The sequence below is a fragment of the Mucilaginibacter sp. OK098 genome (assembly GCF_900142915.1).
In the GTDB taxonomy this organism is placed as follows: Bacteria; Bacteroidota; Bacteroidia; order Sphingobacteriales; family Sphingobacteriaceae; genus Mucilaginibacter.
In genome coordinates, this window is sequence record NZ_FRCM01000006.1 from 589,979 (window position 1) to 613,704 (window position 23,726).

Sequence of the window (23,726 nt, forward strand, 5' to 3'; positions counted from 1 at the left end):
GTGTCATGCTGAGGCACTCGAAGCATGTGGGCAAAGGCCTCAGCATCGTGCTTGGCACACGGACAGGCCACTGCGCACGACGTCCTTCGACAGGCTCAGGATGACACCCCATTACATACATAATTATAACTTGTCATGGGTAAAACCTGTGAATCGTATACAGATAAGGAAAACAAATAACAATCTTTTAATTGTGATATTGCTTACTATCGGCAGGGGCTTCCTTTCTGTCGAACATGCCGTAATCCCTAACTACATCGGCTATCCGTAAGTGATAATCCTTAAAAATATAACGCCGGCCTTTTGCCTGGGCTTCCCTGTGTAATTCCAGGTTTCTCCAATGCTGTATAGCGGTTTCATCGCGCCAGAAAGAAAGGGAAAGGATCTTTTCAGGATGTGTAAGACTCTGGAACCTTTCAATAGAAATAAACCCGTCTATTTTTTCAAGTTCCGGCTTTAGTTTGGCAGCAATATCCAGGTATTCCTGCTTTTCCCCATCAGCGGGGATCACTTCAAAAATCACAGCGATTGAATGGTTATTTTGTGCCATGGTTGAATTATTAAGAAAGCTTAGTGTTTCATTATATAATTGCAACCTGCTTTTTTCAAGATGCATTACATGGGTGCCTTTTTCAATTACCACATATTTTTTTAATGGCGCATTTGTAAGCTGGTTAAACAAAACGCCTGCCGCTTCATTGGATGGTGAGTTGTCCCATTCTCCCCTCACTATCATTGTTGCCACTTTAATATCTGCAGGATTGTAATAGGTTTTACCGTGCTCCAGGTCATCAATGTCTTTTGACGGGCCCGATGGAAAGCGGACATTCCCTTTTCCGTCAGCAGATAAAGGATCAGATTTTAACCACATGCTTTGCCATTGATCAGCCAGCTCTGGTTCAAGGCGGTTTATTTCACCTTGCGGGGTTAGGCTTCGCATGTTGCTTACTCTTGTCGCCGGGGTCATTGATTCATAGCTGTAGTCAATAGTTTCGGATACTGCGGTGCTTTTCCCGGCTGTTAAAGGCGCGAATAAAACCAACCTATTGATCTTTTCCGGAAATTTGGAAGCATACAAAGCCACTACCGTACCACCCCATGAATGAGCGATAATATTTACCTTATTGCTGCCTGTCTTTTTTAAAATATAGTTTACAGCGCAGTCAATATCCTTATAGACCTCTTTTGCACGTCCGGGTAGTTCAGCCTGAGGATGTTTGGTCAACATTTCGGGATACCTGTCTGAATTTCCATATCCTAAAAAATCCAAAGCAAATGATTCAAAATTATTTTCAGCAAGGTGATCCATCCACGACAAGCCATTCACCCTAAAACCAAAAGCAAGCGCCGAGGGGAAAGATGACCCATGGATAAATAATACCGGGTAATTGCCGGTTATGGTTTTTGGTTGCCTGTGCAGCAAAGCAATATTCAGCCCTTTAATATGGCTTTCAGTTTTTATAGTGTCAAAGTTCATTCCTATGGTGGTGTTTAAGTTCTGTCCGGATGATTTAAAATTGAAACAAATGCCTATCAGCATTAATACAATATATTTTTTCATTGCTATTTTATTATGATGGCAAAGATTGATTATATTTATAACAGACACTTAAGTACTGGCTTAAGTATGGATGTAATATGGAACTACAAATTGCAGATATAGCAACTCTGATTGGCGAACCTGTACGGGCCAAAATACTATGGGCATTGCTGGATGGAAGGGCCTACACAGCCACTGAACTTGCTTTGTTTGCCGATGCATCACCACAAAACGCAAGCATCCATTTGAGTAAATTGGTAAAGGCTGATTTTTTAGAGGTAGCCACGCAGGGCAGGCACCGGTATTATCGTTTCTCAAATCAGAATGTGGCCTATGCCATAGAGGCGCTTGCTAACCTGATCCCTGATAACAAGGCAAGATCTAAGCCGGCGGATGAAAAACACGGTATAAAATATTGCCGCACCTGTTATGACCATCTTGCTGGCAAAGTAGGCGTGCTTATCAATGAGGCGTTAATAACAAAAGGAATTACCGTACAATCCGAGAATAATTACCGGGTAAGTGATAGTGGGATTGAATGGTTTTTTAGGATGGGGATTGACGTTGACCTGTTAAAAGATGAACGGCGTTTTTTTGCCAAACCATGCCTGGATTGGAGCGAAAGAAGATACCATATTGCAGGAGCATTAGGCGCTGCCATATTACAACGGATGTTATTGTTGGATTGGGTTAGGAAGACCAAAAATTCACGAACCGTTTTGGTAACCACTAAAGGCAAAAAGGAATTATATGAAAACCTGGGGATTGAAGTTTAAAACGAATGGGAAGACACGTTGAATTTGTCATTTTTAACCGATAGAGGCAGCTGATAAAAGTCAACTTCTTAAATACGATAATGAAGAACAGTAACCCCACATTCAAAATTAATTGCTGCTACCAGTTTTAAATTAAGGTTTTTATCAATACTATTAAATACGGTTAATCCTTTACCCACAGCAACAGGATTAATAAAAAGATAATATTCGTCAATTAATTCGTTTTGGATCAGGCCGGAAACAAAAGCAGCCCCACCATAGGCGATGAGATCTTTGCCTTCGGCTTTTTTCAATAGATCAATTTCATCGGTAAGCTCGTCTTTTGCCAAAACTGTATTATCCCATTCGGCAGTTTCAAGCGTCTTCGTAAAAACAACTTTTTTTGCCTCAGTTATCTTCCTCGCAAAATTGTAATTGGGGTCGGGGTTTTGAGCTACGTTTTTCCAATGGTTTATAAATCCTTCCGCTGCCATTTTTCTGCTAAGCAAAACACAGTCAACATTTGCAGTTAAATCATTAAAGTATTTTTTCAGTTCTTTATCCCAATTCCAATCTTCGCCCCAATTCCATATCATCCAGCTTGTTTTTCCGTCTTTATCTGCAATAAATCCGTCAACTGACACTTGCACTTGTAACTTTAATTTTCTCATTTGGATTACCTGTTTCCTGACTATCCAAATTTAAGCAGGAAATAATTTAAATAGGGGCGGCATAAACGCCATATCAAGGGCGCTTTTAAGACAATTTATTCATTGTGGTTGCAGATCACAGGCGCAAATCCAAACTGGGCTTTTGACAATATCGGTGAAAAACTCAAAGAAAAAATAAAATATTTTTGCAGCTCAATCGTCTGCCCTTTTATAAAAACTTAACCTATGTATTTAATACTCCTCGCCCTGCATTCATTAATTCGCTGGTTTGTTTTGCTAAGCTTACTTTTTGCCATTTATCGGGCCTTCAGGGGATGGCTGTTCAACAAAACGCACACAGGGATTGACGATAGCAGCAGGGTAGCAGTAACAATAGCAGCACACATCCAGTTGGTTATCGGCTTGTGGTTATATTTCATTAGCCCTATCGTAAGCTACTTTTTGCACAACTTTAAAGATGCTGTGCATGAGCGGCAAATAAGATTTTTTGGAATGGAGCATATAACCATGATGCTAACCGCAATAGTTCTTATTACAATCGGATCGGCAAAAGCTAAGCGGAAAGTGGCGGACAAAGAAAAATTTAAAACAATGGCGATATGGTTTACAATAGCGCTGCTGTTAATTCTTTCATCTATTCCCTGGTCGTTTTCTCCATTAATAAGCAGGCCAATGTTAAGGGCATTTTAAGGGTTAATGTCCATTCTTACCTGCAAAGGTTTTTTCACCGGCTTCAATTGCAACCTGCAATTTATTCTCATCAGGTGGTTTTGGGCATGAGTATCCGCCACCAAAAGCACAGTATGGGTTATATGCTTTATTAAAATCTATCACCAGCGTATTACCTTTCAAATCACCGGTACTCAGGTCAATATAGCGGCCACCTGCATAAGTAGACACACCATTTGTTTCGTCAGCAAACGGAAGAAACAGGTAATCACTGTACTGCGGCAGTTTTGATAGCGAAACACTTTTGTATAATGACAGTTGCATAGGCTTACCTTTAAGCGTAAAGCTCAGCGTTGCATACCTAACATACTGCTGGCCGGTGCCGCTAAATACTGGCATAATAAAACCGGGCTGATTTGCTAAAACTTCCACTTTAGCAGAAATCCTGTAAGTGCTATCGGCATTGTAAAAACGCAGGTTTTGTAGATCCTCTTTTTTAACGGAGAACTTTTATCTGTCAAAAAATCGTCCATATACTGCTGTCGATATGCAGCAATTTGCGCCTTATAATCCTGTCCAAAACAGTGTAGGCTTGTCACAAGAATAAGTACCAGGAAATATTTCATCAATTAAAATTTACCGCTGTTAGCAAGTGCAATATATCTAAATTTCCTTGTTAACAAATGCTGTATTTGCCCGCTAAATAAATGTGTCTATGATCCGCTTACCTTTAGGTTAATTGTTGCGCTTTTACCCACCACCGTTTTTTGATGAGCGTCGCCGGGTGTTGCATTCCACAAACATTCACGCACAGTCATCTCCTGCTTTTGCGGGTCTATTGTTATCAGTTGAAACGAAAGCAAGGTTTCATTTTTACCTGAATATTTACCCTTCATTGGCGAATCTACCCTAAAAACAGGTAAATTAACATCGTTATCGGGGCCTTTGTAAGTATAAAATTCGTTCCAGTTGCTATTGCCATGAAAGTACGCTTTAATATTAGCATGCTTTTTTAAAAACTTCACAAAGCCCCTTTGTTCAATATTGGTGGCGCCATCGTCTTTTGCAGCCACCACACCTTCTTTATAATTTTCTGCAACCAGGTTTTGAAATTGATTAGCTGTGGTCATTTGATGAGGCGGTAACGGGTTTGTAAAATGTTTTGCCTCGCAGGTCGGCTGGTCGTGTGTAAAAATAATAACCGGTGTTTTCGGGGCCACAGTATCCAGGTCTTTTTCCATCCAGATCCGTTCCGCAGAATCAGGCCACAAAGTGATGAACATCATGTGAATGCCTTTCATATTAAAGGAGTAATTTATCTTGTCCTTTTCAAAGTCATAAGCATTATTGGTCATTGGCTTAGCAGGTTTTAGCATCAGGTTATATATTTTCACCATGGCTGTAGGGTCTGTTAAAGGCATCATTGGTTTTGAGTAACCAATTGCGTTACTAATATCATGGTTCCCCGGCGCCAGTAACAATTTAGCAGGTTTGCCATTATGCCCCATAAGTTTCAACCCAACCATATAATCCGCATTAAATTGCGCCCATGATGCGGCAGCACTTTGAACAGGGATCTCCATCCGGTTACATATATCTCCTGATTGTACCATATAATCAACAGGCCCTACATAATGCCCCGCATTAACACCACCATCGGCAGGCAAATGAAGCATCGGGATTTGATTGATCTGCCCGATCATTGCCGCATTTACAACATGGCTGTTAACGGCTGTATCCCCTCTGAATTTTGGACGGCTAAGTCCGTAATGCGCGTCGGAGCTGTAAACAAGGTTAATTAGCCCGCTTTTTTGAGGCTGACTATAAACGCTTTTTGAAAACATTAAAAGCAAAGCAACAATCACCGGTAAAAATAATTTTACCGGTGATTGCTTATAATTAATTGAACTGCAGTTATGCATAAAAATTGATGAGCTGTTAATGCTGATTTCCCTTACCGTTAATTTGATAGCAACCAAGGTCTGTTCCCGGTGGCGTAGCTTCTGAAAGCCCGTAAACAGGGGCAACAGGAACTAAAATTAAAGGCTGAAAATTAGTATAGCCTTTCCCTATTAAAGGGGAGGTTGATAATAGATGAAAATTATAGCTACCTATAGCAGAATAATCCTTCAGCGGGTGGCCGCTTGTTGGCAACGGGAAATTTATAAACTGGGGATTTCCTTTACCTACTACATCACTGCCATCATAAACAGCACCCAGTGTATAATTTGAGGGCAGGTATTTGGCGGATGAAGTAATGGATGGAAAATCTGTAGCTTGTGGTTGTGTTATATACCCGGTTGGATAAAATTGATTTGTTACTGATACAGAATCACCATACTGGTAATTGTATCCATAATGCATATTTGCCACATCGGCTGATGGGCTTCCTACCACCCTGTATCCAAACTTACAGTTCACAGCAAGGTTGTTATAGTACATGCCTTTAGCACCTTCTTCATAATTGATACAAGCGCCACGGCCGGTTTGCGATTGCCTGTAGCCACCGCTAACAAACGTATTGTTGTACATTATAATGTTGGTTTGCGGGGCTCCGGTGGCCTGCCCTTTGTTTGATGCTTTTTGACCGTTGGTTGCTGTGCCAATAAACATATTATAAGCCATTGTACCAACAGTACCACCTTTTGTATTTATACAATCGCCGCCCGTAAAGCCAGCCTTTTCAAAGGTATTCCTGAATATTGCTATCTGACCGGCAGAGATGCGCATAGGATCATCATTACCGCCATACAGCCATGAATCTTCCATAATAAAATTGCCTTTGTAGTTGGCAAATAGTAAAGTATACTGGTTCCCGCTGCCTGAGCCAGCAATTTTTGATGTAACACCACCCTCGGTTGCTCCGGCGTATTCCAGGTGTGTCCATCTTAGCACCATCAGGTTACAGGTAGGCCCGCCAATTATCCCTTTCCAAATTGCTGAATAAGCGGGATCATTTGCTGGAGCCACCTGGCCAGGAGCATCCATTTTTGTTTGCCCGGCAGCAGTAATAAAGTTTGGCTGCAGTTTTGAACCATTACTAACCAGTGTTCCCAAAACAATAAGACTTGAATTTGCACCCATATTCAGCGTAACGCCCGGCTGCATTAATAAAGTATCTGTTGGGTTTATTACAAGGTCGCAACCACCTTCAACACTATAGGTTTTTCCGTTCAGCATGGTACCTTTTGCCGCAATTACCGTTGAACCTGTACCACTGCAGGTTAAAGGCTTATCGGCACTGATAGGGTTAGCGGCAGGCAATGTATAATTATATATATCATGGTGCTCTGCGCTCCATTTTTTACAGCCTGCAAATGAAAAGGCTAATACGGTTAAAAGGGAAAATATTATATTTTTCATTTCTATTTTTTTTGATTGGATCTGCATTGTATTAAAACTTATATCTAAAACCACCTAAGAATGATATTTTGTAGATATCACTTTGCACAAGGGTTTGGTTAGTTATATCCTGTTTGCCTAAAAACTCCTGCTGCTTAGCATCAATGTTGGCATGTGGATATTTCAGATAGATCTTGCTTGCAGCATTGGTGAGGTTATTTACTTTACCGTAAAAAGACAGCCTTTTAATAATGGTTTTTTCGAAAGAAAAATCCAGCTGGCTGTAAGCATGTTGCCAGTAATCAAGATTATAATAAGGAGATACCTGTGCAATACGTTCCCCTGTGTATACAAAGGCTAACTGCATATCTAAACCAAGGTTAAGGCTTTTAAATAATAGTGAAAGGTTACCTACGTGATTAGCCTGTCCCTGTAACGGGCGGGTTTGGTCAACAAGTTTCTGCTGCAATCCGTTAACAGGATCATTATAATAAAGTAGCTTATTTGTTGTTACACGCGAGTGTGTAAACGTGTAGTTACCCGAAACCCCGAATATTCCAAAATACTTTGTTACCTGGGCCTCTAGTCCATAATTTTTAGCGCCCGATGCTGCATTTTCAGGTTTAATATCCTGGCTGCTTGGCGATGCGCCATCCCTTACCAAAAAGTACTCAATCGGGTTTGATATGTCTTTATAAAAAGCGCCTAATAAAACCTGGTCTGCACCACCAGGGAACCACTCATATCTAACATCATAGTTATTAGCTGTAATGTGTTTCAGATCCGGGTTACCTACCTCGTTGTAATATTCTCCGTCAATTTTATAAGGAACAATTTCACCAAATCCCGGCCTGCTGATTGATGCAAAATAAGATGCGCGCAGGTTTTGGTCATCGCTTAACTGGTATTTTAAATGAACGCTTGGAAGCACGTCAGTATAGCTGATGGTGCCGTTTCTTTGTGTAAATGTAATTGGCTCGCCGGTATTATAGGTTTGCAAAGTATTTTCAACACGTACCCCGCCTAACAATTGTAACCTATCAAGCAGGTTAAATTTCACTTGTAAATACTCCGAATTTATGTTTTCTGTAGCGCTATAGTTGTTTGTTGATGCAGTGTTATATGCTCCGGTAGCCTGGTTCTGGCTTAAAAAAACAAATGGTAAGCTATTAACATCGCCATGGTAAAACGGGTTACCGGTTGTGCCCAGGCTATAATCAATGTAATACGCTGATCTTGTTTTGTGCCTGTAAAGGCCGCCGACTGAAAACTCAACAACACGGTTAGCTATTTTGGGGCTATAGGTAAAATTACCATAGCCTGCCAGATCCTTGTCGCTGTTACTTTCCCAGTGATGGGATAGCTTTACGTTATTTGAATCGCGGCTGGTTATTAAGCCTGAAGTATTAACCACAGTATTTTGATCGAACGAAAAATCAGTGCGGTCAGGCTGGTCTCTTTTGGCCAGGGAATAAACACCGCTCCAGTTAAACTTCAGTTTATCTGCAAGCTGATGATCGCCCTGTAAAGTACCATTGTATATGGTTTGTTTTGTATAGGTATTACGGTCAGATATAGTTACCTGCTTGCTTTTTGCTGTTGAATTTAAGCCCAGGCCCAGGGTATCGGCGGTGACCCTTGATATGTATTCGTTTGAACGTACATACAAGTTATAAAATGAAATTTTGTTTTTCTTGTTAAAAACATAATCAACCTTTCCGTTTAAACCAAAACGCTGGGTTTGGGTAGAATAAAACCTTTCGTACGAATCAGAAAAAGAAGGCGAATTTGAAGCGGGAATAGCGGTTGGCTGTGCATTAGGAGTTAATTCCTTTGAATTGGCGCCACGATAAATATTCTGGTAACTTCCTGAAACAATTACACCCAGCTTATTATCCAAAAACCTGTTCCCAATGGTTAACCCTGCTGTGGTGTTAAATGGGCTTGAATGATTTTTGTTGCTGGTTATAGCCGAGTTATTGAAATCTGAATATTTGGCTACGTAATCATTACCATTTATCTGCGCAGGCGATCTTCCGTTTATGCCCGAGCTGCTAAACTCAGTAAAAGGCCTTGATGACGAAAACAGTGTAGAAAACCCACCTGAAGCATTGGCATAAAGCACAAACCTGTCCGGAGCGCTTTTCATTACCAGGTTCATGGTGCCTCCTATGGCATCGCCTTCCATTGATGGCGTTAAGGCTTTAATTACTTCAAGCCTTTCCAGCAGTTCCGAAGGGAAAATATCCAATGGTACAAACCTGTATTTATCATCCGGACTTGGGATCTTAATGCCATTTACCAACGTATTGTTATAACGCTGATCCATACCACGAATAATGGCATAACGACCTTCGCCACTACTTGTACGCTGTATGGTTACACCGCTAACACGTTGCATGGTATTACCTACTGTAACATCGGGCAGCAGTTGGATTGCGTTTTGCGATAAAATATTTACTACCGATGAAGCAACTTTTTCAAGGTTCCTGGCTGAGTGATCATTTGCTTTGCTGCCATCGCTCATAATGGCTACTTCGTTAAGTTGGGTGCTCAGGTCCTGTAAGGTAATATTTTGTGTTACTATTGGATTTGAGTTGCTGAGTGTAAGTTCATAGCTCTGTGAAACCTGGTATCCAATATAATTCACCTTTAATTTATAGGTGCCATATTGAAGGCTGTTAAACAAGTAAGAACCATCAAGCCGGGCAGACTCCGATTGTTTAAAACTGCCCCGTTCTATCTGAATTGTTGCGCCGGTAAGCGGCTCGCCGGTTTTAGCATCAAAAACCTTACCTTTTATTGCCTGGGCAACTGAGTTAAAATAAAAACCTGTCAATAAAAATAACAGTAAAGAAATTCTTTTTAATTGTAAAATTGATTTCATGAATTAAGGGGTTTTGCGGGGTAATGGAGTTTCATATTGTCCTCTAAAAACCGCAAAGAAACCCCGTGAATTCTGTAGACATTCTGATTTTTAACGCCTTTTGCAATTCCTTAACACAATGCTTTTTGTTACCTAACATTGCGGTAAAATAGAGTAGGATAATGGCAAAACGGGTAATGTTATCTTAATATAAAATTAAGGTTTGTGGCACAAGAAGTGCTGTAGATTTTTGTTTGATCAACAAAACTTTCGCAACTTCAGAAAGTTGAATATGCCTCTTATAAGTCAGGCATTTTTCTATTTTATGTATGGATTTAAACTACGATTCCTGTGCCAAAATCAGTTGCAGCACAAGATATTATTCATTGACCTGGATGGATCTTCAGGCTATATCTATTTCCCAAACACCTTCCTGGTAAAGCTTATAGCGGCCGGGTTGAAATTCTCCGTAGGCAAGAACAATAATTGTATTATCTTTTTTAAAGTAATATAACCTTAGGCCATCGCTGTTTTTATATAGATTTAGGAAGCCACCATCCGGAACAAATCCTCCGGTTTTTACGATAGATTCAAAGTCACCGTTATTAATAACCTGTTTCAGGTCTTCAAAATTATTATTGGCAAAGTCATTAAATTTCACAGTTGCGGCCTGGCCCAGATCAAGTTCTTTAGTTAAGATCTCCCGTTCAGCCCCATCAAAAACTAATGACTTTGCCTTTGTATATTTTGTGATCATTTTGGATGTTCTTTATCTTTTTGTTCGGCAAGATAACCTCCTTTTTTCAGATCATTAATATTATAAGGTAATTCATATTGGATCCCTAAACCCGGCTTGTTAAACCAGGGAATAATCTGCCCTTTTTTAACATCAGCAATTGGTTTAATAATTTTATATACCCTGTAAGGTGAGGTTAGTGTTTTATCAGGCAAGGCTCGTTGTGGAAACGGTACATCTATAAATGACACAAATGTTCCCTTATCCTGGAACACGCTATCTGCATCAAAATAACCTCCGTAGCGATCAACCAGTAAACCGGATTGCAGTGTAACAATTTTTAATGATAAAGCGCCCCGGTTAGGCGGCCAGCCCCCGTTCAGGCTATTGGCGGTAAAAAATTGTTGCAATTCGCTCCATCTCTCGTTTTTCCAAAGTTTCCAAGCTGTTTTTGCAAGCGGCTTTTTGGTGCTGTCCGAAAAATCAGAGACGGATTTCTCAAAAACACTAAAAGAAACCCCTCTTACAAGGGTGTCATTTTTAGCATTTACCGAATGGGCGTGTTTGTGTGGTTTTGAAGGCAGCTCCGTTTGCGCTTTTAAAAGGAACGGTAGCATTACTGCGAGTAGGAGTATTCTTATTGTTTTCATAGGACAAGATTGTTGGTTAATTATTAGATAAAGATAATAGATACAAAACTTTCGTCAATAGAAATTTACATATTTATTTTTTACGTATTGTGCTTTTTGGTTAAAAAAACTTTTATACATATCCATTGAGCCGCTCCCCGCACTTTTGTAACACGTGGTTGTGCATTGCAGTTTTCAGCCACACAAATATTACTATATCGCCACGCATGAATTTTCCGCCCGCACGATCAGCAGGTCAGCCTGATCAAGAAAGGTTTAAAAGAATAAATATTTTTATTAGAGTAAGGGTGGATGCGAATTACCGTGTCTTAAACGCGAATATTTTCACCTCATTAATCTTTATAAATGAAAACAAAAATCATTATTTTAATTACGCTGATACTGCTTATAATTAAATATAAATCCACTGCACAGCAAGCCAGTGAAGCAGCAATCCACCCTCCGATAGGTTCATTTGAAGCCGACTATTCCTACTCCCCTTTTAAAATAAATAACAAAGATGTGAGCATTCAACAGATTAACGGCAAACTGGCTGTTCCCCTGTACAACACACTAAAGGATGGAAAGTATGATTTTTTCCTGGCCGGGATAGGATATAACGGGCTACGGCTCTCGGGGACGGGCAATCAGTTCGGCAGCTCAAACTTTCATTCAGTTTCGGTATCCTTAACCTGGCAAAAATCTTTTTCTCCTAAATACGCGCTCATCACTTCATTTACCCCTATGCTTTCAAGTGATCTCAAAGACATTTCGGGGGAAGACATGATCTATTCGGGCGCTGTTTTACTTAAGATCCGAAAGTCGGCTAAATTCTCCTATACGTTGGGGGCGGCTTATTCAAAACAATTTTTTGGGACAGTATTAGTTCCTGTTGTGGGAGTTGACTGGAACATCAGCGATAAATTAACATTGTCGGCAATGTTACCTGTTTCCGAAAAACTAACTTACCAACTGTCGCGTAAGAGTTTCATTGGCATTAATAGCGACTTTGGACTGGGCGGAGGTACTTACCGGCTTTCGCAAAAAATGAATAGTGATTATTTCCAGGCACGCCAGATGAAAACAAGTTTATTTTACGAATATCACCTGGCCGGCAACTTTTCTATAAATCTAAATGCAGGCTATAACTTCGGACAGCAACTGGATCTGTACGCTAAAGATCAAAAAGTTAACTGGGTGCCATTTAACAACATCGACAAATTAAAGCCGCTTGAGCAACTGAAAAAAAATGGTGTAGCAGTTCAAACCGGCATCAATTATAATTTTTAATACGCATACATCTGCAATATGATTGAAGTTTTTAAAACCGATGTTACCGGGATAAGGCGTTCAAAGTTAATTATCGGCGAATTAAAGAACCACGCGCCGGGTTGTTGCATCAGTTTCGACCTGGAGGATTGCGACCGCATCCTCCGGGTTGAAGGCGACGGGTTTGCAGTTGATTCAATTATTATTTTTCTACAAAATAAGGGGCATCACTGTGAAATACTTAGCTGGTGAGTGATTCGATCTTTCTGGTTGCGTATTGTTGCAGTTTTCAACTGCATTAAAAATAACAGCTTAATTTAACCTGAATTTCTCCCTGAAATCTTTCAATGATTTATCACTTGCTTTTAAATAAAGACCTTTAAATAACCGCGAAAAATGTAAAATAAGTCGAGCAACCCGTGGGAACAGGATCACTTCCTTATTCCTTGCTACACCTTTCAAAATGTACTCAACAGCTTTGCTTACCGGTAATCCGGGCTCAAACTGCTTTATAGCCTCACGGTTCCAGCCGGATTTTGAATTTACAGCCGGTAAAGCATCAATAATAGACGTATTAATATAACCGGGACAAACTGTATTTGCTTTTATATTAAAAGCCCTTGCCTCATACCGCAGCACCCTGGTATAATTTAAAACAGCATGCTTTGAAACGCTGTAAGGCCCTATCAGCGGGATCATATCAAGCAACCCCGCAAGGGACGCCGTATTTACGATCTGCCCAAAACCCTGTTTTAGCATCTGCAAATAAGCCGTTTGTGAACCATAAAGCACGCCGTAAAAATTAATATCCAATACCTTTTTCCAGTGCTCAATAGATAGATCGCGCAACTCGCCGCTTATGCCTATGCCTGCGTTATTAAAGATCAGGTCTATCCGGCCATTCTCTTTTACAATATCGGCAATCGTTTCTTCAAAATCTGCCAGTTGTGTAACATCAAGTTTCCTGGCCTTAACATTGCTTTTACCAATTAACTTTACCGTTTCTTCAATGTTTTTTAGGTTGATATCGGTACAGGTAACTATGGCGCCACATTCGGCCAGCCCTTCGCACAAGCCGCGCCCCATGCCAGAGCCTCCACCGGTTACCAGAACTACTTTATCGCGGTAATAATTGTTATACATTGTTTTGTGAAGGTTTATATTGGGTAATTTATTACTATAAATGTAAGTGATTATTAAATATAATCCGTACCTAAAATTAAATAGCCTTTAGTACCTATTGTGCTGTTTTTAATCAATAAGTAAACTTCAGGAGCTATAAATAATTCCCCTATTTTAGCATAATAAACCGCAACTGATATGTCCTTCCAGGGATATTTAAATACCATAAAAGAGAAAACAGGCAAAGGCCCCGATGATTTCAGGCAGCTTGCAGCCGAAAAAGGGTTTACCCAAAATGGCGATTTATCACCAGGTGTAAAAGCCGGTGATATTGTAAAATGGCTTAAAGAAGATTTCAACCTTGGGCATGGGCACGCTATGGCTATTTACGCGTTGTTGAAAGGTATAAAAAGGGAGGATAGTAAATAGGTAATTTTTTGTTGAATTTCCCGGTAATGTGACAAAAAGCGCTTTACCGCTTGCGGAAGAGAGGGCAGGTCTAGCGTCGACCGGGTGAGTAAAATCTGCGCGCGATATTAACGCCAATGCATTGAAGCAATTGCCAGTCAAAACAAATCATTACATTAGCTATCCAAATTTAACCCTCAACCATGAAAAGACGCTCGTTTGTAAAGTCGACAATAATTGGTGGCGCTGCCGTCACTGTTTTACCCGCTTTAAGTAATGCGAAAATTATGAACAACAAAACAGCCGAAACGGAATTTTATGAGCTTAGGGCCTATAATTTAAAAGACGATGCCCAGCAAAAACTGGTTGAGGACTATTTAAAAAATGCAGCTATCCCCGCATTAAACCGCTTAGGTGTAAAACACACAGGAGTGTTTACTGAACTAAAACCCACCGGGCAAACAAAAATCTTTGTGCTTACTGCTTATAACGGCCTTAACCATTTTAGCACCATTGCCGATAGCATTGGCAAGGACGCTGAGTTTAAAGCCAAAGGCTCGGCTTACCTTAACGCGCCTGCAACCCAGCCCGCTTATGAACGTATTGACAGTTCGCTTTTAAAAGCATTTACACATTTCCCAACGTTAACCGCCCCCGAAAAAAAGCCGCGCATTTTTGAGCTGCGCCAGTACCAAAGCGCAAGTGAAGCCGCCGGAAAGAAAAAAATAGAGATGTTTAATGATAAAGGCGAGATTGATATTTTTAAGCGCCTCGGCTTTAATCCCGTTTTTTGGGGCGAAACTATTATAGGCCCCCTAAGGCCAAACCTTACTTACATGGTTACCTTTGATGACGTTGCCGACAAAGAATCGCACTGGAAAGATTTTGTAATGGACACCCAATGGCATGAAATAAGTGCAGTTCCGGAATATGCCGATGCGCTGCTGGTTAATAAAATAACCTCAACCCTGCTGGTGCCAACTGCTTATTCGCAAATCTGATGGACGATAAAACATCACGTGCTGCTGCCATATTTTTTACAAGGGCACTGCTTGGGGTAATTTTTTTGATGCAAGGCTACGGTAAGATTTTTACCTACACCGTACTCAAAGTGTACAACCTGTTTTTTAAGGATTTCGAAAAAACTTTCCTGCCAAAATGTTTAATCTGGGGTACCGCTTACTACACTTCATATGTTGAGCTTATCTGCGGCTTTTTGCTCATCATCGGGCTTTTCAGGCAATATGCCTGTTACCTGCTGGCGATTGATCTGCTGATAGTGTCGTTCGGTCATGGACTTATGGAACCTATCTGGGATCTGCAGCACGTAATGCCCCGCGCCATTTTATTGATCGTCATACTGCTAGTTCCCAGCCAATGGGATAAATGGCATGCAGATAGTTTGCTATCAAAAAAACCGGCATGAATAATATAGCTGTATCGTTTTAATATTTACAGCCGTAATGGTATTTAAATAAACCAATGGCCGTGAAAAAAATTTTAATGTTAGCCCTGCTTACTATTTTACTAAGTTGTAAAAAGAATGATACTGCACAAAAAATAGCGCTTAATGGTACCTGGGAGTATCGTGGCATTACCTGTTTCTGCATCCGTGATTCAAGCATGAATGATGGTAAACCGGGCAACGGTAGTATTATAAATTTTAATAATGACAGCTATAAACGTTTTATTAAAGGCGTACTGCAAAAAGGTGGCACCTACCAAATAGTCCAGGAAAAATCAGGCAACACAAATAACCTGGTTAACCGGATAATTTATGATAATGACACCGCGTCCGAAAAAACCTTTTATAAAATTGAGCAAAATAAACTCACCTTTTTTGGCACAACGCCCATTGCAGCAGACGGCACCGAGATCTATTATGAAAAGCAGTAGAATCGCTTAACTCTTATTAAGTACGTCCTCAGCTTCTTCTGCTATTTCAGGCTTAATAATATTCCTTTTCGGGAAGTTGAACAGTAAAGAGGTAAGCACCGGGATAACAAACACTGCTACCGTAAATACCGATACAAAAACATCTACATGTTTCCCTTCAAGCATTTCGGCTGCCGGGGTTCCCGGAGCAAAATGGGTATATAATGAAACAGAAAGTTTAATACCCAATACACCAATTACTATAAAAGCAACGGTCTCTAAAAAGGTAAATTTTTCCATCAGCTTTACAAATGCCTGCGCCACAAAACGCATAGCAAGTATGCCTATAAACACCCCTACATATATTAAAAACACATGGTCGGTAAAGGCTACCGCCGCAAATACATTATCAATAGAGAAGGCCAGGTCCATCAGTTCAACAATGGCCACCGTAGACCAAAAGATACCAAACATACCTACTGTTGAGCGGTAAAGCCAATTTTGACTTTTATCAATTGATTCACTCTCACCACCATTGTTAGCAGCGTTGATCTTTCCTTTAAAATAGTTAAAACTAAGATAAAGCAGGTAAAAACCGCCTATTGGTTTTAACCACCAGATCTTAACCAGCCATGCTGCTAAAAACAAACAAACGCCCCGTAATACATAAGCCCCTATAATACCATAACGCAACGCTTTATTACGCTGATTTTTTGGCAGATCCAATACCATAGTAGCCAAAACAGCGGCATTATCAACCGATAGCAGGCTTTCAATCAGTATTAAATTAAGTATGACCAGCAATCCGGCCCGAATATCTTCCCCTAATAATTTGTGTAATAAGTCCATAGATAAAATAATTTATTTAAGCCGTTTCATAGGGGTATCGCAAAAGTGCCCTAATATATAAATTAAAATATTCCGGCACCCGTTTATAGTTATATTAAAATAATACAACACCCATTTGATGCTAAAGCCATTAAATTATTACAATTATTTATTTACATCGGTATTTACTAAATACTGTAACTTAGTTTCACAATTTAAATCAAATAACAGCGTCAATTCACAACAAGACGCGCGTTTAATAATATATATATATATACTGCAATGGCTATCAACTTACAAAAAGGACAAAAAATAGATATCGGCTTATCTAAAATGACAGTAGGGTTAGGCTGGAACCCAAACGAAGGAACAGGGTATGACTTTGACCTGGACGTGTCGGCAATAATGATTGATGCAAACCGCTTTGTTCCGGAAGATGAATTCTTTGTTTTTTATAATAATGTGGATTCACCGGACAGATCTGCTCACCATACCGGTGATGATCCGTCAGGCGGCAACAGCGATGGCGGCGATGATGAATCCATCAACATCGACCTGACTAAGGTTGATCCCAAGATCCAGGAGATACTTTTTGTGGTTACTATTCACGAAGCGCAGGCCCGCAGGCAAAACTTTGGCCAGGTGCGCGATTCATACATCCGGATAATTGACGATCTTTCAGGCAACGAAGTTTGCAAGTACGAACTAGGCGAAGATTTTTCAATTGAAACAGCCATTGAGTTCGGTCGTTTATATAAACGCGGTGGCCAATGGAAGTTTGAAGCATCGGGAGTTGGTTATAAAGAAGACCTTGCTTTCTTTTTGAGCAAGTATTTTAAAGGACAGATCATTAAATAAAAAAATATTATGGCTATAAACCTGGTAAAAGGTCAAACTATTGACCTTCGTAAAAATGATAATGGCGATAGTTATGACCTATCGTCTGTTACTATTGGCTTAGGATGGGATGTAAAGCAAACCCAAAGCGGGGGCTTTTTAGGCAAGCTATTTGGCGGCGGCGCCGAAGAAGTAGAGTATGACCTGGATGCTATTGCTTTTTTGCTTGATAAGAATGGCAAGGTGGCCAACATGGGGCGCACGGTACAAAGGCCAAACGGCAGCAATGTAAACTTGTACGAAGGAGATGTGATCTATTTTAATTCCATGAAACATCCATCAGGCAACATCTGGCTTACCGGGGATAACAGAACCGGTGCCGGCGATGGTGATGACGAGCAGATAATTGTAAAGCTTGATGCGCTTGATCCAAAATATGATAAGATTATTTTTATTGTTGCCATTTACCAGGGCCGCAAAAACAACCAGCATTTTGGCATGGTTGATAACGCCTTTATAAGAGCGGTTGATAACCGGGGAAAAGAAATTGCAAAGTTCAGCCTTTCCGGCGATGCTACCTATAACGGTATGCATGCTATGACCTTTGCCGAAGTGTACCGCAGAGATGGTTCATGGAAGTTCAGGGCCATTGGCGATCCGCATCAAACCGATAATTTTTTAGAATTGTTAAGAGGCTACCAGGCTTAGGGTTTATTGAAAATTTCAAGTCCAACAAGTACATCTTACAGTCGCTCTATGCCGTATTACCAGCATTACTCTTTTGATCTGTGGTTAACGCTTATCAAATCAAACCCGGACTTTAAGATCGAACGGACAAAAATTTTTCACAGCGACTTTAACCCCTTCAATAAAAGCATTGACGAGGTTGCAAAGGTTTTCAGGCAGGTTGATTTAATGTGTAATGCCGTTAATGAAAACACCGGAAAGAATATTGATTCGGAAGAAATGTACCTGATGGTTATCAGCTTAATAAATGATAACCAATTAAATATTAAGGATATTGATACGGGTAAGCTTTATAAGGATATGGAAACGCTTTTGTTTAACTATTTGCCTGTGCTGTACTCACCTGTAACAATTGAGGTGCTTGATCATCTAAAAAATAAAAGCGGTGGCACATTTAGCTTACTAAGCAATACCGGCTTTATAAAAGGTATAACATTAAAAAAAGTATTAGCTGAATTAAAGTTAGATCAATATTTTGATTTTCAGCTTTACTCGGACGAGGCCGGGATGTCAAAACCAAATCCGGCTTTTTTTGAGTTGATGCTTCAAAATATCAAACGGGTAAATCATCCAAAACAAATCAATTTAAATAACATTATACACGTAGGCGATAACCCTGTAACCGATATTGAAGGCGCAAATGCGGCAGGTATAAAAAGCATGCTTATTAATTCAAACAACCAGGATATAACAAGCTTAAAAAATTAATGAAAGCAACTTATTCATTACATCACATAAATAATTCTTCGGTGTTTGGTTTTAACCCGGATGATTACAGTCGTTTTAAGTTTGGCGATGATGCGGTTGCAAAATGTTTTGGCACCCGCCTGGCTGATGGATTTATAGTCCGGCACCTTGAAAAAAAGCCCGTTGAGCAGCAAATAGTTGTGATTTCCAGCCCGTATTCGTTTATTCCCACAGCTACCTTCGCCATGAAAACATGGTTTGTTTACCGGCTTAACCGCTGGCTGGCTGAAAACGGATATGCTGTAGTACAGGAAACCAAGGTACACCGTACCATTACCTATAAGGAAGATTATGGCGAATTAAATGCGCAGGAAAGGATCAGCCTGATCGGTAATGATTCATTCCACATTGATAAACAGTTTTTGGAGGGTAAAACGCTTATATTTTTAGATGATATTAAAATAACCGGCAGCCATGAGCGGATGATAATGAAAATGGTTGCTGAATATGGCCTGCAAAATGATCTTTACATGCTGTATTTTGCGGAGCTGGTAAACAAAAGCATCCACCCCAATATTGAGAACCTGCTGAATTATCACCAGGTAAAAACAATATTTGATTTGGAGCCGATCATCAAAAGCGGTAATTTCATTATCAATACACGAATTGTAAAATATATATTGAATTACAATTTTGAATGCTTTTGTATCTTTATTGAAAACCAGGACAATAGCTTCGTTAATTTACTTTATGATATGGCGCTGGGCAATGGTTATCACACTATTGACGCCTATGCTAAAAACCTTAACTTTATTACCGAAAATCTATTTGTGAACAATAATAATTTAATAAAACATGGCAATTAATTTGCAAAAAGGGCAGCGCGAAAACATTGGCGCGCCTAAATTCACCATTGGCTTAGGATGGGATACCAACAGCTCATCAACAGGTAGCGCATTTGACCTGGATGCTTCTGTTTTTGTTTTAGGCGAAAATAAAAGATTACTGGCAGACGAATATTTTATTTTTTATAACAACCTTAAATCGCCGGATGGCGCCATTGAGCATACCGGCGACAACTTAACCGGTGAGGGTGATGGCGATGATGAGCAAATAAAGATCGATCTTTCGAAAATAGACCCTAAAGCAACCGAGATCTGTGTGGTGGTTACCATTCATGAGGCCGAAAACCGCAGGCAAAACTTTGGCCAGGTACGCAACTCCTTTATCCGGATCTTTGATACAGCTACCAACGCCGACCTTTTAAATTACGAGTTGGAGGAAGATTTTTCGATAGAAACGGCCGTTGAGTTTGGCAGGATCTACAAAAAGGATAATAACTGGAAGTTTGAGGCTGTTGGTGCAGGCATGAAGGGCGGCTTGCAGGATTATTTAAATAAATACCAATAACCTATGTCTATCAATCTTCAAAAAGGGCAGCGTATTAACCTGGAGAAAAGCAACGGCAGCAAGCTGCAAAGCGTTTGCGTAGGCATTAACTGGGGCGCAATTGAAAAAAAGGGCCTTTTTGGCTTCGGCATAACAAAGGAAGCTGTTGACCTTGATGCCAGCTGTGCAATATTTGACGAGGCCAAAAATTTGATAGATGTGGTTTACTTTGGTAACCTGCGCTCAAAAGATGGCGCCGTTCAGCATAGCGGGGATGACCTTACCGGCGATATGGATGGTGATGACGGCTTGGATAACGAGGTGATCACACTCGATCTTTCGCGCCTAAACCCATCCGTAAACTATGTAGCCTTTGTGCTAAACAGTTTCCGCGGACAAGACTTCGGAACCATTCCTTTTGCCTCTATCCGCATTTATGAGGGTACGCCAAAAAGGGTGAACGAGGTTTACGCTACCTATGATATTGGCCATAGTAAAGATTTTGCCGGCCATGTATCAATGGTGATGGGGGTATTTTACAAAAAGAACGCCGAGTGGAAGTTTAATGCCATTGGCGAGCCTACCCGCGACAAGAAGCTGGAAGAAACAGTACAGACAGTTAGCCAAAATTATTTATAACAAAAATGCACCGGGGTTTTATTCAGTGGTGATCCGGGTGCTTACTATAAAAACAATATTTTAAAAGAAACAAATTATGGACAGCACATTAGATAACAACGAGCTAAATATTACCCCGGTTAAGCTTGATATAAGCAACAATACCCCGGTTAAACTAGACAAGGAGGGCAATGTAGATCTTGCCAATATAAGCCCGGACGAGGTAAAAAAATACGGCGAAATAAGTAAAACTATTGATCCGAAAGACGTGAACTCGATCCTTAACTATGGTACGGAAGTTCAAAGCTCCATGGAAAAGTATAGCAATACCTTTTTAACTTCGGTGCGTACTTATAATTCAGGGGAAGTTGGCGGCCTTATTAACGACCTGCTTACTGAACTGAACTATATTGATGTTGATGAGCTGAATCAAAATGCATTCACCTCATTTATATCACATATCCCTTTTGTAAAAAAACTGGTGTTCGATGCTAAAAAACTGTTTCAGAAGTATGATACCGTAATTAACAATATTGATAAGATCACCAATAAAATTAAGGCTGGCAGGATCAACTCCATTAAGGACAACGCTTCGCTGCAAACCATGTTTGATAGCAATGTAAGCTACATTCACCAGATGGAAGAGTTGATCATATCTGGTCAGCTGAAGCTGAATGAACTTAATGAGCAGCTTGCGCAAATGGATGCCAACCCATCGGCCTATAATGACTATGAAATTGCCGATATGCGCGATTTCACCAATAGGCTTGATAAACGCCTTGCCGATTTGAAGGTGGTGCGTTTTATTATGATGCAATCGCTTGCGCAGATCAGGGTGGTGCAAAACAACAATACCAGCATTGCCGAAAAAGCGCAGTCGATCGTATCAACCACTATCCCGGTTTGGAAAAACCAGCTTACCATTGCTGTGGCGTTAAACCGCCAAAAGGAAAATGTGGAGATGCAGAAAAAGATCTCGGACACAACGAATACTATCCTGCAAAAAAATGCAGAGCTGCTAAAACAGAACAGTATTGACGTAGCCCGCGAGAACGAAAAAACAGTGGTATCGTTAGATACGTTAAAGAAAACAACGGCATCGCTGATTGACACTTTAACGGAAGTGAAACGGATCCACGAAGAAGGAACCCAAAACAGGAAAACGTTAAATACTGAATTGCAAAACCTGGAAACAGAGCTAAAAAAGACGGTAACTAATCAGTAGTTAGGTCGAAAGGCGGGTTGAAGCAATAGTCGGCCTTATGAATTTGACCTGGAATATGTTTAGAAAATTACAAATAGCTTAAAGCGCGGGATACGTGTGCTCAATAATGAACAAACAAAGGGATAAATACTTAAAAATCAACCGGTTTATGCAATTACACTAAAAACCATTTTTTAAAAAAAACACCGAAATCGACGTTTAGAAAAAAAGGAGTTTTTAGAAGTTACCTAAAGACTATGGACTTAAATGTGCTGCTATTGCTCATTGGACTATTGATCATGGAGTTAAATGTAACAATCTTATTACAAATTATTTGAGTGTTACAAAATTTGCTTTTGTAAAGTATTTCATTATACCTTTATAATAGTTACCTTTTTAGTTTAAACTGCATATCACTAATACTAAACCTTGGTCATAGTTTAAAATACCCGGACGACCGCCGGATCGTGTCTCGCAAAAAATAGCTTATTTAATTTTAATAGATATTGACAACTAGATATTCCTGTTGATGGATTCCCCTGTTCATCATCCTTTTATCTTTAAGATACAGGTGTTACAGGAAATGTCTTTTTATATTAAAGTATTTTAATACGGCTAACCACCGATATATATATTAAATATACTGTTATGAGAAAGCTCTACTCTTCATTAGCCGCAGCTACTGCTGCAAAGCAGTTAAAGCAAACCGTTGGCCGGGCCAGCACGTGTTTCGCAAAGACGTTGTTAGTAATAATGGTTATGATAACGGCGGCATCCGTTAAACTATTTGCACAGCCGCCGACTTTAAGTTACAGCACGCCGCAAACGTATACGGTCGGAACAGCTGTAACGCTTTCGCCTACCAGCAGCGGGGTGGCGGCATACGGCTATAACACCAGCGCTACTACGTTAGCTTCCGGGTTCAACGTGCCGATGGGCCTTGCAACTGACGCTGCGGGCAATGTTTATGTGGCCGACAATGGCAATAAGCTTGTAAAAAAGATCCCTGCAGGTGGTGGCGCGCCCACAACTGTAGGCTCCGGGTTCACCGGCCCAACCGGGGTGGCCGTTGATCCTGCAGGGAATATATGGGTAACCGATTCAGGTGATCTTAAAGAAGTACCGGCCGGTGGCGGCGCTATCACCACCACATCAATCGGTGATGCTGTGGCCGTAGCTGTTGATAGCAAAGGGAATGTATTTGTGTTAGAAACTAGCCAAGGTATTGGCGCGATAACCGAATATCCGGTTGGTGGCGGCCCGGGCATTGTAATAAGTACTGATGATAACAATCTTGATACCGGCATAGCAGTTGACAGGCTTGGAAATATTTTCGTGTCCTTTCAGGCGCCAATACCGGATATTCCCCAGGTAGTGCAGGTAACTGGCACTGGCGGGTACAATAACTTAGGCAGTGGATTAAATCTTCCCACCGGTGTGGCTGTAGATGGCATAGGCAATGTATTTGTAGCCGACTTTGGGTCTACAGGTATTGTAGAATACCCTGTTAATGGCGCCCCCCAGCTTATTGTAA

At 40.5% G+C, this 23,726-nt stretch carries 26 protein-coding genes; 16 read left to right on the forward strand and 10 right to left on the reverse strand.

Annotated elements, in window-relative coordinates; genetic code table 11:
* Window positions 1-187: 187 nt before the first annotated feature.
* Complete coding sequence (locus BUE31_RS30585; protein WP_083620212.1) at window positions 188-1,561, reverse strand: alpha/beta fold hydrolase; 1,374 nt, start codon at window positions 1,559-1,561, stop codon at window positions 188-190.
* A 77-nt stretch (window positions 1,562-1,638) separates the two neighbouring features.
* On the opposite strand from BUE31_RS30585, the gene BUE31_RS22415 reads away from it, so the two are divergent.
* Entirely contained in the window at window positions 1,639-2,316 is a 678-nt protein-coding gene (locus BUE31_RS22415) for an ArsR/SmtB family transcription factor (protein ID WP_073406069.1), read from the forward strand.
* Window positions 2,317-2,384: 68 nt separating this feature from the next.
* Here the strand turns inward: BUE31_RS22415 and BUE31_RS22420 are convergent, their stop codons facing one another.
* Entirely contained in the window at window positions 2,385-2,966 is a 582-nt protein-coding gene (locus tag BUE31_RS22420; protein WP_073406070.1) for a dihydrofolate reductase family protein, read from the reverse strand.
* 225 nt (window positions 2,967-3,191) lie between these two features.
* Here BUE31_RS22420 and BUE31_RS22425 point away from each other — a divergent pair, with 225 nt between their 5' ends.
* Entirely contained in the window at window positions 3,192-3,656 is a 465-nt protein-coding gene (locus tag BUE31_RS22425; RefSeq protein WP_073406071.1) for a hypothetical protein, read from the forward strand.
* 3 nt (window positions 3,657-3,659) lie between these two features.
* Here BUE31_RS22425 and BUE31_RS22430 read toward each other — a convergent pair whose 3' ends face one another.
* The 6 genes from BUE31_RS22430 to BUE31_RS22455 all read right to left on the reverse strand — a co-directional run bounded on the left by BUE31_RS22430 (window position 3,660) and on the right by BUE31_RS22455 (window position 11,229).
* Complete coding sequence (locus BUE31_RS22430; RefSeq protein WP_234997888.1) at window positions 3,660-4,067, reverse strand: DUF1684 domain-containing protein; 408 nt, start codon at window positions 4,065-4,067, stop codon at window positions 3,660-3,662.
* A gap of 281 nt (window positions 4,068-4,348) precedes the next feature.
* Window positions 4,349-5,557 carry a metallophosphoesterase family protein gene (locus BUE31_RS22435; RefSeq protein WP_073406120.1) on the reverse strand — a complete coding sequence of 403 codons (1,209 nt, stop codon included), beginning with the start codon at window positions 5,555-5,557 and terminating at the stop codon, window positions 4,349-4,351.
* Window positions 5,558-5,573: 16 nt separating this feature from the next.
* Entirely contained in the window at window positions 5,574-6,998 is a 1,425-nt protein-coding gene (locus BUE31_RS22440; RefSeq protein WP_143167212.1) for a hypothetical protein, read from the reverse strand.
* Window positions 6,999-7,029: 31 nt separating this feature from the next.
* A complete protein-coding gene (locus BUE31_RS22445; protein WP_073406073.1) occupies window positions 7,030-9,864 on the reverse strand; it encodes a TonB-dependent receptor in 2,835 nt (944 codons plus the stop codon).
* 382 nt (window positions 9,865-10,246) lie between these two features.
* Complete coding sequence (locus tag BUE31_RS22450) at window positions 10,247-10,600, reverse strand: hypothetical protein (RefSeq protein WP_073406074.1); 354 nt, start codon at window positions 10,598-10,600, stop codon at window positions 10,247-10,249.
* On the reverse strand, window positions 10,597-11,229 hold the full coding sequence (locus BUE31_RS22455) for a TNT domain-containing protein (protein WP_073406075.1): 633 nt from the start codon (window positions 11,227-11,229) through the stop codon (window positions 10,597-10,599). Before BUE31_RS22455 ends, BUE31_RS22450 begins: the two co-directional genes overlap by 4 nt.
* Window positions 11,230-11,574: 345 nt before the next feature.
* Here BUE31_RS22455 and BUE31_RS22460 point away from each other — a divergent pair, with 345 nt between their 5' ends.
* Both BUE31_RS22460 and BUE31_RS22465 read left to right on the forward strand, forming a co-directional pair.
* Window positions 11,575-12,498 carry a DUF6268 family outer membrane beta-barrel protein gene (locus BUE31_RS22460; protein ID WP_073406076.1) on the forward strand — a complete coding sequence of 308 codons (924 nt, stop codon included), beginning with the start codon at window positions 11,575-11,577 and terminating at the stop codon, window positions 12,496-12,498.
* An 18-nt stretch (window positions 12,499-12,516) separates the two neighbouring features.
* Window positions 12,517-12,729 carry a hypothetical protein gene (locus tag BUE31_RS22465; RefSeq protein ID WP_073406077.1) on the forward strand — a complete coding sequence of 71 codons (213 nt, stop codon included), beginning with the start codon at window positions 12,517-12,519 and terminating at the stop codon, window positions 12,727-12,729.
* A gap of 60 nt (window positions 12,730-12,789) precedes the next feature.
* Here the strand turns inward: BUE31_RS22465 and BUE31_RS22470 are convergent, their stop codons facing one another.
* Window positions 12,790-13,620 (reverse strand): SDR family NAD(P)-dependent oxidoreductase, encoded by an 831-nt coding sequence (locus BUE31_RS22470; protein ID WP_073406078.1) that lies wholly within the window; start codon window positions 13,618-13,620, stop codon window positions 12,790-12,792.
* Between the two features lie 177 nt (window positions 13,621-13,797).
* On the opposite strand from BUE31_RS22470, the gene BUE31_RS22475 reads away from it, so the two are divergent.
* The 4 genes from BUE31_RS22475 to BUE31_RS22490 all read left to right on the forward strand — a co-directional run bounded on the left by BUE31_RS22475 (window position 13,798) and on the right by BUE31_RS22490 (window position 15,903).
* Window positions 13,798-14,028 carry a DUF4287 domain-containing protein gene (locus BUE31_RS22475; protein WP_073406079.1) on the forward strand — a complete coding sequence of 77 codons (231 nt, stop codon included), beginning with the start codon at window positions 13,798-13,800 and terminating at the stop codon, window positions 14,026-14,028.
* Between the two features lie 182 nt (window positions 14,029-14,210).
* Window positions 14,211-15,008 (forward strand): NIPSNAP family protein, encoded by a 798-nt coding sequence (locus tag BUE31_RS22480; protein WP_073406080.1) that lies wholly within the window; start codon window positions 14,211-14,213, stop codon window positions 15,006-15,008.
* Complete coding sequence (locus BUE31_RS22485; protein ID WP_073406081.1) at window positions 15,008-15,433, forward strand: DoxX family protein; 426 nt, start codon at window positions 15,008-15,010, stop codon at window positions 15,431-15,433. Before BUE31_RS22480 ends, BUE31_RS22485 begins: the two co-directional genes overlap by 1 nt.
* A 62-nt stretch (window positions 15,434-15,495) precedes the next feature.
* A complete protein-coding gene (locus BUE31_RS22490) occupies window positions 15,496-15,903 on the forward strand; it encodes a hypothetical protein (protein WP_143167213.1) in 408 nt (135 codons plus the stop codon).
* 6 nt (window positions 15,904-15,909) lie between these two features.
* Here the strand turns inward: BUE31_RS22490 and BUE31_RS22495 are convergent, their stop codons facing one another.
* Window positions 15,910-16,731 carry a TerC family protein gene (locus tag BUE31_RS22495; RefSeq protein ID WP_073406083.1) on the reverse strand — a complete coding sequence of 274 codons (822 nt, stop codon included), beginning with the start codon at window positions 16,729-16,731 and terminating at the stop codon, window positions 15,910-15,912.
* 261 nt (window positions 16,732-16,992) lie between these two features.
* Here BUE31_RS22495 and BUE31_RS22500 point away from each other — a divergent pair, with 261 nt between their 5' ends.
* The 8 genes from BUE31_RS22500 to BUE31_RS22535 form a co-directional block, all read left to right on the forward strand.
* On the forward strand, window positions 16,993-17,568 hold the full coding sequence (locus BUE31_RS22500) for a TerD family protein (protein WP_073406084.1): 576 nt from the start codon (window positions 16,993-16,995) through the stop codon (window positions 17,566-17,568).
* A 9-nt stretch (window positions 17,569-17,577) separates the two neighbouring features.
* On the forward strand, window positions 17,578-18,255 hold the full coding sequence (locus BUE31_RS22505; protein ID WP_073406085.1) for a TerD family protein: 678 nt from the start codon (window positions 17,578-17,580) through the stop codon (window positions 18,253-18,255).
* A 48-nt stretch (window positions 18,256-18,303) separates the two neighbouring features.
* Window positions 18,304-19,002 carry an HAD family hydrolase gene (locus BUE31_RS22510; RefSeq protein WP_073406086.1) on the forward strand — a complete coding sequence of 233 codons (699 nt, stop codon included), beginning with the start codon at window positions 18,304-18,306 and terminating at the stop codon, window positions 19,000-19,002.
* Window positions 19,002-19,847 carry a phosphoribosyltransferase family protein gene (locus BUE31_RS22515; protein ID WP_073406087.1) on the forward strand — a complete coding sequence of 282 codons (846 nt, stop codon included), beginning with the start codon at window positions 19,002-19,004 and terminating at the stop codon, window positions 19,845-19,847. The genes BUE31_RS22510 and BUE31_RS22515 overlap by 1 nt, the downstream gene beginning before the upstream one ends.
* Window positions 19,837-20,391, forward strand: coding sequence for a TerD family protein (locus tag BUE31_RS22520; RefSeq protein ID WP_073406088.1), 555 nt, complete (start codon window positions 19,837-19,839; stop codon window positions 20,389-20,391). The genes BUE31_RS22515 and BUE31_RS22520 overlap by 11 nt, the downstream gene beginning before the upstream one ends.
* Window positions 20,392-20,394: 3 nt before the next feature.
* A complete protein-coding gene (locus BUE31_RS22525; RefSeq protein WP_073406089.1) occupies window positions 20,395-21,009 on the forward strand; it encodes a TerD family protein in 615 nt (204 codons plus the stop codon).
* Between the two features lie 76 nt (window positions 21,010-21,085).
* Window positions 21,086-22,213, forward strand: coding sequence for a toxic anion resistance protein (locus BUE31_RS22530; protein WP_200801965.1), 1,128 nt, complete (start codon window positions 21,086-21,088; stop codon window positions 22,211-22,213).
* A gap of 627 nt (window positions 22,214-22,840) precedes the next feature.
* Window positions 22,841-23,726, forward strand: an 886-nt coding sequence (locus BUE31_RS22535) for an NHL repeat-containing protein (RefSeq protein ID WP_073406090.1), incomplete at its 3' end; no start/stop codon positions are given.